At 72.2% G+C, this 15,502-nt stretch carries 15 protein-coding genes; 3 read left to right on the top strand and 12 right to left on the bottom strand.

What is annotated here, in order from left to right; translation table 11 throughout:
* Nucleotides 1-275: 275 nt before the first annotated feature.
* The 6 genes from ACFWZ2_RS20105 to ACFWZ2_RS20080 all read right to left on the bottom strand — a co-directional run bounded on the left by ACFWZ2_RS20105 (nucleotide 276) and on the right by ACFWZ2_RS20080 (nucleotide 4,959).
* Nucleotides 276-920 (bottom strand): aspartate/glutamate racemase family protein, encoded by a 645-nt coding sequence (locus ACFWZ2_RS20105; RefSeq protein WP_384547440.1) that lies wholly within the window; start codon nucleotides 918-920, stop codon nucleotides 276-278.
* Nucleotides 914-1,252, bottom strand: coding sequence for a GNAT family N-acetyltransferase (locus ACFWZ2_RS20100; protein WP_384547439.1), 339 nt, complete (start codon nucleotides 1,250-1,252; stop codon nucleotides 914-916). Before ACFWZ2_RS20100 ends, ACFWZ2_RS20105 begins: the two co-directional genes overlap by 7 nt.
* 16 nt (nucleotides 1,253-1,268) lie before the next feature.
* A complete protein-coding gene (gene panD / locus ACFWZ2_RS20095) occupies nucleotides 1,269-1,685 on the bottom strand; it encodes an aspartate 1-decarboxylase (RefSeq protein ID WP_384547499.1) in 417 nt (138 codons plus the stop codon).
* A 242-nt stretch (nucleotides 1,686-1,927) separates the two neighbouring features.
* Entirely contained in the window at nucleotides 1,928-3,217 is a 1,290-nt protein-coding gene (locus tag ACFWZ2_RS20090) for a sensor histidine kinase (RefSeq protein WP_384547437.1), read from the bottom strand.
* Nucleotides 3,214-3,909: a hypothetical protein gene (locus ACFWZ2_RS20085; RefSeq protein WP_384547435.1), complete on the bottom strand. Its 696-nt coding sequence runs from the start codon at nucleotides 3,907-3,909 to the stop codon at nucleotides 3,214-3,216. The genes ACFWZ2_RS20090 and ACFWZ2_RS20085 overlap by 4 nt, the downstream gene beginning before the upstream one ends.
* A gap of 183 nt (nucleotides 3,910-4,092) precedes the next feature.
* Nucleotides 4,093-4,959, bottom strand: coding sequence for a LysR family transcriptional regulator (locus ACFWZ2_RS20080; RefSeq protein WP_384547433.1), 867 nt, complete (start codon nucleotides 4,957-4,959; stop codon nucleotides 4,093-4,095).
* 192 nt (nucleotides 4,960-5,151) lie between these two features.
* Here ACFWZ2_RS20080 and ACFWZ2_RS20075 point away from each other — a divergent pair, with 192 nt between their 5' ends.
* Complete coding sequence (locus tag ACFWZ2_RS20075; protein ID WP_384547431.1) at nucleotides 5,152-5,568, top strand: 4-oxalocrotonate tautomerase family protein; 417 nt, start codon at nucleotides 5,152-5,154, stop codon at nucleotides 5,566-5,568.
* Nucleotides 5,569-5,570: 2 nt separating this feature from the next.
* The gene (locus tag ACFWZ2_RS20070) at nucleotides 5,571-6,650 is read left to right on the top strand and encodes an NUDIX domain-containing protein (RefSeq protein ID WP_384547429.1); all 1,080 of its coding nucleotides are present in this window, start codon (nucleotides 5,571-5,573) and stop codon (nucleotides 6,648-6,650) included.
* Here ACFWZ2_RS20070 and ACFWZ2_RS20065 read toward each other — a convergent pair.
* The 6 genes from ACFWZ2_RS20065 to ACFWZ2_RS20040 form a co-directional block, all read right to left on the bottom strand.
* Nucleotides 6,634-7,692: a methyltransferase gene (locus tag ACFWZ2_RS20065; protein WP_384547427.1), complete on the bottom strand. Its 1,059-nt coding sequence runs from the start codon at nucleotides 7,690-7,692 to the stop codon at nucleotides 6,634-6,636. The two genes, ACFWZ2_RS20070 and ACFWZ2_RS20065, sit on opposite strands and share 17 nt — an antisense overlap.
* 140 nt (nucleotides 7,693-7,832) lie before the next feature.
* The gene (locus ACFWZ2_RS20060; RefSeq protein ID WP_384547425.1) at nucleotides 7,833-9,053 is read right to left on the bottom strand and encodes a metallophosphoesterase; all 1,221 of its coding nucleotides are present in this window, start codon (nucleotides 9,051-9,053) and stop codon (nucleotides 7,833-7,835) included.
* A 142-nt stretch (nucleotides 9,054-9,195) separates the two neighbouring features.
* The gene (locus ACFWZ2_RS20055; RefSeq protein WP_384547423.1) at nucleotides 9,196-11,106 is read right to left on the bottom strand and encodes an ABC transporter ATP-binding protein; all 1,911 of its coding nucleotides are present in this window, start codon (nucleotides 11,104-11,106) and stop codon (nucleotides 9,196-9,198) included.
* Between the two features lie 83 nt (nucleotides 11,107-11,189).
* A complete protein-coding gene (locus ACFWZ2_RS20050) occupies nucleotides 11,190-12,047 on the bottom strand; it encodes a GNAT family N-acetyltransferase (RefSeq protein ID WP_384547421.1) in 858 nt (285 codons plus the stop codon).
* 72 nt (nucleotides 12,048-12,119) lie between these two features.
* A complete protein-coding gene (locus ACFWZ2_RS20045) occupies nucleotides 12,120-13,394 on the bottom strand; it encodes a CynX/NimT family MFS transporter (RefSeq protein WP_384547419.1) in 1,275 nt (424 codons plus the stop codon).
* Nucleotides 13,387-14,127, bottom strand: coding sequence for a FadR/GntR family transcriptional regulator (locus ACFWZ2_RS20040; RefSeq protein WP_384547417.1), 741 nt, complete (start codon nucleotides 14,125-14,127; stop codon nucleotides 13,387-13,389). Before ACFWZ2_RS20040 ends, ACFWZ2_RS20045 begins: the two co-directional genes overlap by 8 nt.
* Nucleotides 14,128-14,498: 371 nt before the next feature.
* On the opposite strand from ACFWZ2_RS20040, the gene ACFWZ2_RS20035 reads away from it, so the two are divergent.
* Nucleotides 14,499-15,389, top strand: a complete 891-nt coding sequence (locus ACFWZ2_RS20035) for a glycoside hydrolase family 19 protein (protein WP_384547415.1) — start codon at nucleotides 14,499-14,501, stop codon at nucleotides 15,387-15,389.
* Nucleotides 15,390-15,502 lie beyond the last annotated feature (113 nt).

Below are 15,502 nucleotides of genomic sequence, written 5' to 3'. Positions count from 1 at the left end.
CAGAGCGGGAGCAGGAACCACTGCACGCAGAGCGGGAGCAGGAACCACTGCACGCAGAGCGGGAGCAGGAACCACTGCACGCGGCAAGAGAGCGAGGACCACCGCGCGCGGAGCGGGAGGTAAGCGGCCTTGTCGGAGTGCGGTGGGGGGGTCCGTGCCCCGAAAGGGGCGCGGGGAACTGCGCGACCAGCCACATCCGGCCCGCGGATTCGGCACCGGTCAAACGGCGAAGCGACGGGAACCGCCGCACGCGGAGCGGCCGCACCCCGCCCCCGTCACACCAGCCGTGCCGCCGCCGAGAATCCGAGCTGCGGGCTGGACAGGACGGGCACCACGACGTCCCCCGCCTCCCGCAGGAGATCCTGCGCCGCAGCCATCGACGCCTGCGCGAGGATGATCGCGTCGGCGTCGCGCACGGCGGTGACGGCTCGCGCGATCGAGTGGGCGTAGCCGTCGGAGTCGCCTGCCTCGAACAGTTCCCAGGCGCCTTCCACGAGGACGGGTCTGACCTCGATGTCACGGCCGGCCCGCCGGGCCTCGTCCTCGATGAGTTCCGAGGTCGGCCCCAGGGTGGACGAGACCGCGGCCAGTACGACGACCCGGCGCCCCGCGGCGACGGCGGCGGCCGCCATCGGCCGGTCGACGCGCAGCACGGGCACGCTTCCCGGGCCCACGGCCTCGGCGACGCCGCCGATGGTGGAGCAGGTGCAGAGCACGGCCCCCGCGCCGTCCGCCACGGCCTGTTCGAGCGCGGCCCGCACATCGGATGCGACGGCGTCCGGGCCTGCCACGCGGGCCCGCTCCAGGAGCGATTCGTCCACGTGGTGCCGTAGTTCGAGGCCCGGCCGATGCTCGTCGCGGAGCGCGTCGAAGACGGGCACGTGCACCGGCGACGTGTGCAGCAGCCCCAGCGTCACCATGCGGACGGGTCCGTCCTGACCTTGTCGAGCGCGGCCCGCAGCAGATCGTCGGAGGGAGCGGGCGCCTGCTCGGGGTGCCGCTCGGCCCACTTCGCGACGTACGGGCACAGGGGTACGACGGCGAGGCCCTCGCGGCCCGCGATGACGTACAGCTCTCCGGCCAGCGCCCCCGCGATGCCCTTGCCCTCATGGGCGGAGGGCACTTCGGTGTGCACGGGGACGAGTGCGGCCTCGGGCGCGTCCAGCGTGAAGTAAACGATGTGCCCGACGACTTCACCGCCCTCGCGCGCCTCGAGCACACCCCGGGCCCGGTCGTCCTGGATCTCGGTCATCGGCTCTCCTCGTGCCTCACACGCTCAGCGGACTGCGCGCCGTTCCCTCGTCGCCCGGCACGGGCTCGCCCGGGTCGGCGCCGAGGGCCACGACGCGGTTGCCCTCGTCGACGTGCACGACCCGGGGCCGCAGCGCCCGCGCCTCGGCGTCCTCGACCTGGGCGTAGCTGATGATGATCACCCTATCCCCGGGGTGCACGAGGTGCGCGGCCGCGCCGTTGATGCCGATGACGCCGCTGCCGCGCTCGCCCTCGATGGTGTATGTCTCCAGACGCGCGCCGTTGGTGATGTCGACGATGTGGACGAGTTCACCGGGCAGGAGGTCGGCGGCGTCCAGGAGGTCGGCGTCGATGGTGACGGATCCCACGTAGTGCAGGTCGGCCTGGGTCACCGTGGCGCGGTGGATCTTGGACTTGAACATGGTACGAAACATGATCAATTAGCCATTCATGCAGGTAGGACGCATGGCAGTCCTAAGGTGGATCAGCAGAAGCCCAACATGAGTCCCCGGGTCGGCCTCGGGGCTCACCGGCAAGACTCCCACGACGGCCACGGCCCGCGCACGCCGCATGGGCAACGTCTTCAGTGCGGCGCCTGCCCCACCGGCGCGAACGCGCCAGGGCAGGCCGGTCAGTCCGGTCAGTCCGGTCAGTCCGGTCAGTCCGGTCAGTCCGGTCAGTCCGGCGGGGGTGGCGCGGCGGAGAGGCGGAGGGTGGCGACGGCCCCGCCGTCGGGCGCGTTGGAGAACTCCAGGGCCCCGTCGAGCACCCGCGCCTGGCCGAGCGCGATCGTCAGGCCCAGGCCGTGCCCGTTCTTCCTGCCGTCGTGGGACTCGCTCCGGAATCTCTGCGGCCCGTGGTCGAGGAGATGGTCCGGGAAGCCGTCGCCGTGGTCCCGTACGGTGACGACCGGACCGTCCACGCTCATCGACACCGGCACCCGGCCGTGCTTGTGGGCGTTGACGACCAGGTTGCCGAGGACGCGTTCGAGCCTGCGCCGGTCGGTCTGGACGTACGTGTCGCGGACGACGGTGACCTCGACCTCGTAGCCGGTGGCCCGAGCCGCGTGCTCGGCCAGCTGCCCCAGCTTGTGGGTGTCGACCTCGGCCAGCTCCACCCGCGCGTCGAGCCGGGAGATCTCCAGGAGGTCCTCGGTCAGGCCGCGCAGCGTGTGGATGCGGTTGCGCACCATGTCGGTCGCGCGACCGGGTTCGAGCAGCTCGGAGGCCATGAGCAGACCGGCCAGCGGGGTGCGCAGTTCGTGGGCGACGTCGGCGGTGAAGCGCTGCTCGCTGTGCAGCTTGTCCTGCACCGTGGCGGCCATCCCGTCGAGCGCGGCCCCCACCGCGAGCGTCTCGTCGCGGTTCTGGCCGGAGCGCAGGGCGCGGGGGTCGTTCACGCGGGCGCCGAGGTCACCGGCGCTGATCCGGCGGGCGACCTGGGCGGTGCGGCGCAGTCTGCGGGTGAGGCGGGACACCGCGATCATTCCGGCGACCAGGGTGACGGCGGTCGCGGCGACCGACGAGACGATGATGGCCCGGTCCAGGCGGCGGACGGTGGCCGCGCGGCTGCTGTAGTCCTGGCTGACGGCGAGCACCTTGCCCCCGGTCACCGGGGCGGCGGCCCAGGTCACCGGGCGGCCGCGGTGTTCGGCGAGCTGGCTGCCGCGCTCCTCGCGGGTCAGCACCATCCGGCGCAGGCTCGCGGGCAGGCCCGCGGGATCCACCGCGGCGTCGGGGCCGAGCGGCTCGCCCGCCGCGTACGCGGACTCGGCGCTCTCCAGCGCGGTCAGGGCCGCCTTGCGGGCCCGGCTCTCGCCGTCCGCGCTGGCCTGGACGTGCACGAGGGTGCCGAGGAGCACGGCGAGCAGGCAGCAGATGGCGGTGATGAAGATCGCGCACTTCCAGTGCAGCGTCCCCGTCCATGAAGGCAGCCGCACCCGGGTCCGCCGGGGCCCGGCCCTCACCGTGCCGGCTCCGTGGCACCGGCGTCGGACGTCCGGTCGTACTCCACCGTCTCGATCTCCATGACCCTACGCGGGCTGTCCCAGGCGTAGACGGTGCGCATCTCGTACCCCGGGGCTCCCATGGGTTCCCGGACGACCAGCTTGCCGTTCGCCACCTCGATGGAGAGTTCCTCCATGCCGGTGTTCAGGATCCGGGTCACCTTGCCCGCGTCGAGCCGGTAGACCCACACCGCGAGACCGAATTCCTTGCGGTCGATCCCGAGGATCAGCTCCGCCTTCCCGTCACCCGTGAGGTCCTGGTACTGGGGCGCGAGCAGAGGACACTGCTTCTTCTCGGTGGAATTCTTCTTGGTGGCGTTCTTCTTGGTGGCGCAGCCGAGGAGCTGCCTCGTGGTCTCCTCGCCGAACGACCGCTCCTCGCGCCGGTCCTCCTCGGCGAGCTGCGCCGCGACCACGGAATGGACGTCCAGTTTCCGGATGTCCCCGGACGGCACCTCGGGCACTCCGGTGAGCGGCGAAGGCCGCCCGTAGGCGTCCTTGCCCGGGATCGGCGGCGGCGCGGGCGACCGTTCGGGCCACAGCTGCACCGGACCGGTCACGGCACCGGAGCGGCCGGACCCCTGCGGCTCCTTGTTCTGCGCGCATCCCCCCAGCAGCACCGACAGGCCCACTGCCGCAAGGACGACGGACATGCTCCGCAACGCACCGGGGGCAGGCGGACGGCGGAGCAGGGGCACGGTACTTCCAGACACAGGAGGTGGGGGGGTAGGGACGATGATGGAGGGCCTACATCGCGATATCCCCGCAATTGTGTATCGACAGTACGGAGAACAGGTAAATGCCGTGGTCACGGCATTGGCATCGCGGGGCCACGGCTACAGCGCGGCCACGAGCGCCCGAACGGCCGGTGACCAGGGGCGTTCGCGGGGGCCCGTCAGGACGAGCCGTCTGCTGTGGTGCGGGACGACCCGCACCAGGACGAGGTCGTCGGGGATCAGCGGCCGTGTGACCTCCGGCAGGATCGAGACGCCGAGCCCCGCCTGGACCATGCTGATGAGCGTTCCGAGGTCGCGTACGCGGTGGGCGAGGGAGTACGTCACGCCGCCGAGCCGGTGGATGACGCGGATGTGCCGCTCGCAGCCGTTGGGCGAGAGGATCAGCGGGTCGTCCGCGAGGTCCCCGACATGGACGCTCGGCTCGCCCGCCAGCGGGTGGTCGAGCGGCAGCAGGGCGAAGAAGGAGTCGACCGCCAGCGGGACGCCGGTGTCGGCGGCCCCGTCGGCGGGGCGCGGCGGATCGACCACGACGGCGGCGTCCGCGGCCCCGCCCGCGAGCCATGCGTCGATCTCCTCGCCGCTGCCCTTGAAGACCCGGACCTGGATGCCGGGAAGCCGTTCGGACCACTCCTGGAGGAGCGAGGGCAGCAGCCCCTGGCAGACGGTGGGCGTGGCGGCCAGGCGCACGGTGCCGCCGGTCGTCGCGTCGTGCCGGGCCGCCGCGTCGGCGATCGCGTCCGTCGCCGCGATCGCGGCACGGGCGTGGGGCAGGACCGTGTCGCCAAGTGCCGTGGTGCGTACGGGAGTCGAGCGGACGACCAGCGGCGCGGCGAGCGCGCGTTCCAGCGCGGCGACGGCGTGCGAGACCGCGGACTGGCTCAGGCCGAGGTCCGTCGCCGCCGTCCCGAAGCCGCCCGCGTCGACGACCGCGACGAAGGCGCGCAGCTGCGGCAGGTTCAGCGCCACGGTTCCTCCTCACCGCCCCGGCCCGCCGTGGGCCCCTGTCATGAGGCCCTCTCATGGGCCCATGAATGATCCGCGTTGGACCCATCTTCGCTGACGGGAAAGGGTGATGGTCATCCGCGCCCCCTCTCGTGGGGGCATCCGCGCCCCGCTCGTGCGGGCATCCGCTCCCCTTCTCACGGAAGGCGTCATCCCATGCCGTACATCCGCGTCACCGTCTCCGACCCCGACCTGTCCGCCGCGCACCGCACCGCGCTCGCGGAGGGGCTCACCGATCTGGCCGTCTCCGCCCTCGGCAAGTCCGCGGCCCGCACCACGGTCCACATCAACACGGTCCCCGGCGGGCACTACTTCGTCGCGGGCAGGCCCGTCGGCGAGGCCACCGGCGCGCACGTGGAGGTGAGCGTCACCGCGGGCACCAACAGCGCCGAGGAGAAGAGCCGGTTCATCACCGGGGCCTACGCGCTGCTCCACGAGACACTGGACCTGCTGCCTCCGGTCACCGGAGTCGCCCTCTACGAACTCCACCCGGAGAGCTACGGCTACAACGGCATCACCCAACTCGACCACTACCGCCGCGTGGCAGAGACCGCGGAGGCAAGGAGCAGCTGACCGTGGGATACACCTCGCAGGACGAGTGGGACGCGCACTACCGGGGCGGTTCCTCGTTCCGCCCGCTCGGCGACAGGGAACGCGCACTGCTCGCCGCGCACGTCCCCGCCCCGGACGGCGGCCTCGCCCTCGACGTCGGCTGCGGCCTCGGGGAGCTGGCCCGCCATCTCGCCGCGAGCGGCTACCGCACCGACGCCGTCGACTACGCCCCCGCCGCCGTCACCGCTGCCGCGGGCACGGCCGACGGAACGGTGAGCTTCCTGCGGTTCGACATCGAGCGCGACGACCCCGCCGGGCTGCCGCATCCGGCGTACGACCTGATCACGTTCCGGCTCTCTTTGGCGTTCGTCGCCGACCGTACGCGCGTCCTGAACCGGCTGCGGGAGCGGCTCAGGCCGGGCGGTGCCCTGTGTGTGATCACGCTGGCGGCCGACGCCGTGCCGGAGGCCAGGCGGGACATCGCGCTCGACGAGGACGAGATCGGCCTGCTGTCTGCGGGCTGGGGCAGGGTCGAGCGGTACGACGCGGACGGGCTCGTCTTCCTGGTGCTGCGCGATCCCGTCCCGGCCCGGATCGCCTTCAGCGGCAAGGGCAGGCCGAGACCGCACGCGCTGACGGGGGCCGGGGTCGTGGTCACCGACCCGGCGGGACGGGTGCTGCTCGGCCTGTCGGTGGGCGGCACGTGGGAGCTGCCGGGCGGCAAGAACGAGCCCGGGGAGGCGTTCACCGCGGCCGCGGTGCGGGAGCTCGCGGAGGAGACGGGGCTGAAGGCCGGGGCCGATGACGCGCGCCTGCTGGCCGTCCTGATGGACGCCGTCGACGACTTGCCCCGGGTGACCGCCGCCGTCCGCGTCACCGCTTACACCGGTACGCCTCAGGTGACCGAACCGGCGCTGATCCGGCGCTGGGAGTGGCACGAGGTGCGCGACCTGCCCGCCCTGGGCCAGGCCCTGTTCACACCGAGCGCGCACGTCATCGACACGGTCTGGCCGGGACTGCTGCCCGGCCTGCCGCCCGTCCACCGGCACCACGTGGTGGATCACGGGGGCCGGGCGGCAGGTGCCGTCAGGAATCCACTCTGACCGCCTCGAGGACGCACATCGGTCCCGCCGTCTCCACGGTCCCGGTGAGCCGGAATCCGGCGCCGTCGAGCAGGGAGCGCCAGTCCTCCAGGGTGCGTTCCCTGCCGTCGAGCATGCCCATCATGGTCAGGTCCAGCATCGTCGCGATCTCGGGTGCGGGGCCCTGGCCGAGGACGGTCTCGACCAAGTAGAGCCGGGCGCCGGGGGCGGCGGCCTCGTGGACGCGCTCCAGGATCCGTGTGCTCTGCTTGTCGCTCCAGTCGTGGAGGATGAAGCAGGCCAGGTACGCGTCGGCCCCCTCGGGCACGGCCTGGAAGAAGTCGCCGCCGCTGGTGCCGATCCGGTCGGCGAGTCCCTTGCGGGCCAGCGTCGCGTCCGCCGCGGTGACGACGTGCGGCAGGTCGAAGACGGTGCCGTGCAGCCGGGGGTGGCGTTCCGCGAGGGAGGCGATGGCCGTTCCGTCGGCGCCGCCGATGTCGACCAGGTGCCGGACGTCGGCCAGGTCGAGGGAGTCCAGGGCGTCCTGGCGGATGGCGCGCATCATGTTGCCCATGGCGGAGGTGAATCCCGCGACGCGGTCCGCGTCCTCGCCGAGCCAGTCGAAGAACGGTTTGCCCAACTCCCGTTCCGCGGCCGGGACTCCGTCGTGCAGCGTGGACCACAGCTGGGCGAAGGGCCGGTAGTGGGTCTCCATCCACATGAGGGCGACGTCGCGCACGGACTCGTCGGTGTCGCCGCACAGCGTGTGGCCGAGGGGGCCGAGCGCGACGGAGTCCTGGTCCGCGTCGTAGGCGAAGACCTGTTCGGCGGAGAGGCTGCGCAGCAGCCTGCGCAGCAGATCGGGCCGGGTCCCGGTGGCCTCGGCGACCTCGCGGACCGTCCGTGCGCCGTCGCGCAGTTCGTCGGCGATGCCGGCGCGGGCCGCGACGTAGAGGGCCTGGGAGATCTGGAACCCGCCGAGCAGGCGCAGTATGGCGACGGCCGGGGTGCGGGTGGACGTGTCCTGGCCGGGTGCGCTGATCGCATTCATGATCGCATTCATGATCGCATTCATACCCCGCAAAGCGGATCAAACCCTGGCTGCGGAATTCCAGCCTCCACCCCGCGTCGCCTTTGGCTTGATCCTTCCGGGGAGGGTGCCGGGGCCCCTCCCCGGAAGACCCGCCGGGACCCGTGCGCCCGTCAGACGCGGGCCCCGGTGACCGGCGTCGCGGTGCGTGTGCGGTGCGCGAGGCTCGCCTTGCGGGTGGCGACGTCGACGGTGTACGCCTCCACGGTCATCGCCCGGTCGGACACCTTCAGGAGCATGAAGCCGTGGTCGGCGAAGTTCTGCCAGGTCGACGGGTGCCCGAAGTGGGCTTTCCCGTCACCGGCCTTGGCCGCGGCGCCGCAGACGATCTGCCGGGTGCCGCCGGTGCGGGCGGTGGGCTCCAGGATCTGCAGCGTGTGGTCGTGCCCGGACAGGATCAGGTCGGCGCGCCCGCACACCACCTCCTCGTACAGCTCCTTGAGGTGGATGCCGCTGGTGTAGTTGCCGATCACGAATCCGTCGTACGAACCGGCGCTGCCGTGCTTGCCGTTGTTCAGGTACGGGTGGTGGCCGAGGACGATCTTCCAGCGGGCCCGCGACGCCTTGAGCGCGCCGTCGAGCCAGGCGCGCTGCTCGCGCATGTACGGGCCGTTCCACCAGTAGTGCGGGTCGACCTGGACGACGTACGAGGTGACGGGGTTGGTGTCGAGTGCGAAGAACTCCACCAGCGGGTCGCCGTGGCCGTGCTCGGCGGAGGGCAGCGCCACGTTGTAGTAGCGGCTCGGCATGTACCAGCGGGGCGAGTTCCTGGCGTACGAGACCTCGCGGTCGCCGCGCGAGGGGTCGCCGCCGCTGCCGGGGATGAGGCCGGAGCAGTCGTGGTTGCCGAGGACCATCAGCCAGGGCATGTCCAGGCCGGAGTTGGGGTCCTCGAACTTGGTGCGGAACTCGGAGTCGTGGTCGGACTCGGGACCGTTCTCGTAGATGTTGTCGCCGAGGCCGACGGCGAGGCGCACGCCCTGGGCCCGGCACACCTCGCGCGCGGCGGCGGCCACCGCGTGCTGGGCCTCCTCGCCCGTGCCGGCGTCGCCGGTGAGCAGGACCGCGTACTCCCCCGCCCGGTTCGGCCCGGTCGGCAGCGGGAACTTCCCCGGTTCCTGTGTGCGGGCCACCGCCGCCGCGGGCGTCTGTCCGGGCAGCACCGCGAGGGCCGCCGCGCCCGCCACCACACCGCCGAGCACGGAGCGCCGCCGCAGCGCCCGCATCTCCCGGACCCGCTGCCCCACGGGTCCTTCGCCGAGGGACGGGTCGGCCCGCAGCCACTCGTCCTCGGTCATGTCCGCGCTCGGCGGTATCAACTCGTCATCGCACATGGGAGGTTTCTCTCACGGGCGGGTGTGTGGTTGGTGGGGAACCAATGAACTCCTGGTGGACGTCTGTGGGCTTCGCGATCTTGTGAAACGGCCCGTACCGGCACCGGGTCGATCTCCGGTGCCGGTACGGGCCGCGCTCGGCTCAGGCCGCCCCGACGACCTCCTCGACCGCCTCGGTCTCCCCGGCCTCCGCGCCCTTGGCGAACTGCGTGCGGTACAGCTCCGCGTAGCGCCCGCCCTGGTCGAGGAGTTCCTCGTGCGTGCCGCGTTCCACGATGCGCCCCGCCTCGACGACCAGGATCTGGTCGGCGGACCGGATGGTGGACAGGCGGTGGGCGATCACCACGGCGGTGCGGCCCGCCAGGGCCTCGCCGAGGGCTTCCTGGACGGCGGCCTCCGAGGTGTTGTCCAGATGCGCCGTCGCCTCGTCGAGGATCACGACGCGCTGCCGGGCGAGCAGCAGGCGCGCGATGGTCATGCGCTGGCGTTCGCCGCCGGAGAGCCGGTAGCCGCGCTCGCCGACCACGGTGTCGAGGCCGTCGGGCAGCGAGCGCACCAGGTCGTCGAGCCGGGCCCGGCCCAGCACGTCCCACAGGTCGTCCTCGGTCGCGTCGGGCCTGGCGAGGAGCAGATTGGCGCGGACGGACTCGTGGAAGAGGTGGCCGTCCTGCGTGACCATGCCGAGCGTGGCCCGCATCGATTCCGCGGACAGGTCGCGTACGTCGACTCCTGCGATGCGTACGACGCCCGAGTCCGCGTCGTACAGCCGCGGAAGCAGTTGCGCGATGGTCGACTTGCCCGCGCCCGACGAGCCGACGAGCGCGACGGTCTGTCCCGGCTCGGCGCGGAAGGAGAGTCCGTGGAGCACCTCGTCGCCGCCGCGGGTGTCGAGCGACGCGACCTCTTCGAGGGAGGCGAGGGAGACCTTGTCGGCGGCCGGGTAGCCGAAGCGGACGTTCTCGAACTCGACGGCGACCGGGCCGTCGGGCACCGGTACGGCGTCGGTCTTCTCCTCGATCAGCGGCTTCAGGTCGAGCACTTCGAAGACCCGCTCGAAGCTGACGAGGGCGCTCATGACCTCGACCCGGGCGCCCGCCAGGGACGTCAGCGGCGCGTACAGCCGGGTGAGCAGCAGCGCGAGGGACACCACGGCGCCCGCCTCCAGCGTGCCCTCCAGGGCGAAGTAGCCGCCGAGGCCGTAGACGAGCGCGAGCGCAAGGGCGGAGACGAGGGTGAGCGCGGTGATGAACGTGTACTGGGCCATGGCGGTGCGTACGCCGATGTCCCGCACCCGGCGGGCCCGGGCGGCGAACTCGTCGGACTCGTCGCCGGGCCGCCCGAAGAGCTTGATGAGGGTGGCGCCGGGCGCGGAGAACCGCTCGGTCATCCGCGTGCCCATCGCGGCGTTGTGGTGCGCGGCCTCGCGCTGCAAGCGGGCCATCCGGGAGCCCATGCGGCGGGCGGGCACGATGAAGACCGGCAGGAGCACGAGGGCGAGCAGCGTGATCTGCCACGAAAGGGTGAGCATCACGGCCAGCGTGAGCACGAGCGTCACGACGTTGCCCACCACGCCGGAGAGCGTGTTGCTGAACGCCCGCTGCGCGCCGATCACGTCGTTGTTCAGGCGGCTGACGAGGGCGCCCGTGCGGGTGCGGGTGAAGAAGGCGACGGGCATGCGCTGTACGTGGTCGAAGACGGCGGTCCGCAGATCGAGGATGAGGCCCTCGCCGAGGTTCGACGAGAGCCAGCGGGCGAGCAGCCCGATTCCGGCCTCGGCGAGCGCGATCACAGCGATGAGCAGGGCGTAGCGCACCACGGTCCCGGACTCGGCGCCGGTGACGATGGCGTTGACGACATTGCCCGCCAGTACGGGAGTTGCCACGGCGAGCAGTGCGGTGACGACGCTCAGCAGCACGAACTGCCAGATGCGCCGACGATGGGGCCGTGCGAAGGCGCCGATGCGGCGCAGCGTGGCGCGGGCGAAGGGCCGGCGGTCGTCCTGGGCCGTCAGGACGCTGTGCAGCTGGGTCCAGGCCGTGGTTTCCATGCTCATGCAGGGAACGTTAGGACCTCAACCAAACTTCAGGTCAACACTTTCCGGGCGGCCGTCCCCGTACGACCGCCCGGCCCCCGCGGCTACCCGAGTTCGAGCGTGGTGACCCCGAACACCCGCTCCTGGGTGAAGTCCCTGACCGGGCCCGTGTACATGCGGGCCGTGTCGAACGTGGGCTTCATGCCGCGCGCCTCGGCGAGGGCGACGGCCTCCGGGTTGTTCTCCGGCACGTCGATGGCGACGGGCGTGCCGTCCGCGTCGACGGCCAGCGCGTCCAGGAGCGCCTCGGCGTCGGCCCGGGTGTCGGCGAACAGCGGCCCGACCCGCCGGGCGTCGCGTCCCGGACGGATCACGCCGTACCCGGTCAGCCGTCCGTCGACGATGCGGGCGAGCGCGCGGTGGCCCGGCGCCGCGAGCCAGGACTCCAGGAAACGCGGCCGGTCGGCCGGGACGCAGGCACTGTCGTACGCCATGAGGGCCTTGAACCCCGCGGCCTCGACGGGCCTGACGTACCGGTCGGGCACGTCGACGGCGGTCAGCCGGCCCAGATAGCGCAGGGTGCCGTGCTTCCATGTGAAGCCGGAACGGCGGTAGTTGTCCTGCTGGTCCGGCACGCCGTCCAGGCCCACGGTCCGGTCGCCCGCGTGCGCGAGACCGGCCCGCCAGGTGGCGAGGCCGAAGCCCTTGCCGCGCAGGCCGGGCCTGACGAGGTAGAAGCCCAGAAAGGCGTACCGCTCCCCGTAGTTGACGACGGAGACCGCGGAGACCAGCTCCCCGTCGACGCGGCCCACGAAGAATCCCTCGGGATCCTGCGCGAAGAACGAGGGGGCGTCGACGAGACCGGGGTTCCATCCCTCGTCCGCCGCCCACCCGGTCACCACACGCCAGTCGTCGAGCGTCGCCCGTGAGACCACGAGCCGCCCGTGGGTCGAATCCGTCATCGCTGCACCCTTCTCGATCCGACACGGTGCGCCGTGAAGAACCGCACCGGGTGCATCCTGCCCGAGCAGGCGTCAGCCGATGCCCGCCACATGACGGTCCCGTGCCGCACCGATACCCACCACGACCTGCGGGACGAGGAGTACGAGGAGCAGCACGAGCGGCACCGTCCAGCTGTGCGAGGCGTCGTGGACCGCGCCGAGGAGGGTGGGGCCGGTCGCCGCGAGGATGTAGCCGAAGCACTGGGCCATGCTGGACAGCTGCGCCGCGTGCCGCGCGTCGGGCGCCCGCTGCACGATGAAGAGCAGCGCCAGACTGATGGCCGCGCCCTGGCCGAGGCCGAGCAGCACCATCCACAGATAGGCGCCGCCGACCGGTGCGGCGAGCAGTCCCGCGAAGCCGAGCGCGCACAGCACCGCGCCGAGCACGGCGAGGGTGCCCGAGCGCAGCCGCCCGCCCACGACGACCGGGGCGATGAACGAGCCCGCGATGCCGAGCAGCGAGGAGAAGGAGAGCATCCACCCGGCGTCGCCCGCGCTCAGCCCCGCGTCCTGGAACACGGTCGGCAACCAGGCGGCCGCCGCGTAGTAGTTGAGGGACTGGAGCCCCATGTACGCGGTGACCTGCCAGGCCAGCGGGGAGCGCCACTGGCCGCGTACGGGATGCGCCGCCTGCCGCGCGGCCGCCGCGCCCACCCGCGTACGCGACCGGATCTGCGGCAGCCAGACGAGCAGCGCGATCACCGCGAGCGCGCCCCAACAGGCCAGGGTGGTCCGCCAGTTCATGCCGCTCGCCTGCTGCACGGGCAGGGTGACACCGGCCGCGAGCGCGGCGCCGCCGAACAGCGACATCGAGTACAGGCCGGTCATCAGTCCGGCCTTGGCGGGGAAGTCGCGCTTGATCAGACCGGGCAGCAGGACGTTGGCCACGGCGATGCCCGCGCCGATCACGACGGTGCCCGCGAACAGCGCGACCACCGAGTCGAGCATGCGCAGGGCGGTGCCCGCGCAGATCAGCGCCATGGTGCCGAGCAGCGCACGCTCCATGCCGAGGCGGGGCGCGACGGGGGCGAGCAGGCCGAAGCAGAGCAGCGGCAGCGCGGTGAGCAGGCTGGTGGCGGCGGCCGACATGCCGCTGTCGTCGCGGATGGTGTCGGCGAGCGGCGAGACGGCGACGAGGGCGGGGCGCAGATTGAGGGCGAGCAGGACGACGCCGACGGCCAGACAGAGGGCGCGGCGTCCGGCGATTCCGGTCGGGGCGGGGGCCTGGCCGGGGGTGCCGGTAGCGGCGCCCACCCCTATGCCGCTGTCGGTCCGCGCCTCGGCGACGGACCCGTTCTTCTCAGGCATGAGCTGCTCCGCCGGTGTGCGCGTCGGCGTCGGGGCCGTCCTGCGGCTGGTCGCGCAGCGCGGCCATGCCCTCGGCGAGATGGGCGAGCACCGCGGCCTCCGCGGCCTGCGGATCGCGCGCCTCGATGGCGTCGACGATCGCCTCGTGGGCGTCGAGCTGGTGCCGTACGGAGTCGGGCACGGGAGCGGCGACGACGGACTGCAGCGTCTCGCGCAGGGCGTCGCTGAGGTGTCCGTACAGCTCGGCGAGGACGCTGTTGTGCGCTGCGTCGGCGACCGTGCGGTGGAAGGCCACGTCCGCGTCGATGAACGCGGCGATGTCGCCGCTGCGCCAGGCGCGGTCGCGTTCGGCGAGGGCGGCCCGCAGGGCGGTGAGGTCGTCGTCCGTGCGGCGCGTCGCGGCATGGCGCGCGGCGTCCCGCTCCAGGGAGGCCCGCACCTCGTACGCCTCAAGGGCGCCCGCACGGCGCAGCCTGCGCTGCACGGCCGCGCCGAAGTCGCTGTTCGCCCGCACATAGGTGCCGTCGCCCTGCCGGGGCTCCAGCATGCCCGTGTGCACGAGCGCGCGGACGGCCTCCCGCACGGTGTTGCGGCCCACGGCGAGCTGCTCCACGAGCAGCGGTTCGGCCGGGATCTTCTCGCCGACCCGCCACTCGCCGTCGGAGATCAGGCTCTCCATCTGCGCGATGACCAGGTCGACGAGGTTGGTCCGTGCGGCACTGCGCAGCGGCATGGGTCGGCACCTTCTCTCTTGGGCTTCTTCTCTCCTGAGCTTCGGCAAACATGGGAACATCCCATGTTTCGAGAGTCAAACGGCACCGCCACCGCACCGAGGCCGGTCCGCATGCTGGACGCCCCGCAGGCTTTACCTTGGACGCCGGGCGAGCCCGGACCCGCTCCAGGCGTGAAGTCACCGCGGAATCAACCCTGTTGAGAGCGGGATTTGCCCGGCGAATGCACAGCGAACACGCCTCTCGGCCGCCGAAGCGCACGATTCCACCCCTGGTCTAGACCTTGACAGGTTCAGACCACTTTCGCTTGAGTCACCGGCATCCCCATGGCGGCGCCGGGCCCTCCCCCGTCCCGCCCTTAAGGAGAGTTGGCATGATCAAACGAATCACCGGCTTCGCGGCCGCGCTGGCCGCCCTCGGCGCGATGATCGTCCTGGGTCCGGCCGCCACGACGGCGTCCGCCGCCGCATGCGCCGCGCCATGGAGCTCCTCGTCCGTCTACACGGGCGGCAACTCCGCCTCGTACAACGGACACAACTGGACCGCCAAGTGGTGGACCCAGAACGAGACCCCCGGCCGCTCCGAGGTCTGGGCGGACGCGGGCGCCTGCGGCGGCGGCACGGACCCGGGCGACCCCGACCCGTCCGGATTCCTCGTCACCGAGGCGCAGTTCAACCAGATGTTCCCGAGCCGGAACCCGTTCTACACGTACAAGGGCCTGACCGACGCGATCAGCGCCTACCCCGGCTTCGCGAACACCGGCAGCGACACCGTCAAGCGCCAGGAGGCGGCGGCGTTCCTCGCCAACGTCAGCCATGAGACGGGTGGCCTGAAGTACGTGGTCGAGCAGAACCAGAGCAACTACCCGCACTACTGCGACAAGACCCAGCCCTACGGCTGCCCGGCCGGACAGGCCGCCTACTACGGCCGCGGCCCGATCCAGCTCAGCTGGAACTTCAACTACAAGGCCGCGGGCGACGCGCTCGGCATCGACCTCCTCAACAACCCGTACCTGGTCGAGCAGAACCCGGCGATCGCCTGGAAGACCGGCCTCTGGTACTGGAACACCCAGAGCGGCCCCGGCACGATGACCCCGCACAACGCCATGGTCAACGGCGCCGGTTTCGGCGAGACCATCCGCGCCATCAACGGCACCCTGGAGTGCAACGGCGGCAACCCCGCGCAGGTCCAGAGCCGCATCGACCGCTACAAGGCGTTCACCCAGATCCTGGGGACCACGCCGGGGTCGAACCTGAGCTGCTGAACCCCTCGACCCCTGACGTTCCAGCCTCCCGGCGGGGCGGGGGGGGGGGCGAGCCCGGCCCCCCCGCCCCCCCGACCCCCCCCACCCCCCCCCCCCCAACCCCCCCCCCAACC

The organism is Streptomyces sp. NPDC059002 (assembly GCF_042740435.1).
Taxonomy (GTDB): domain Bacteria; phylum Actinomycetota; class Actinomycetes; order Streptomycetales; family Streptomycetaceae; genus Streptomyces.
This window is presented reverse-complemented; position numbering and strand designations above follow the sequence as displayed.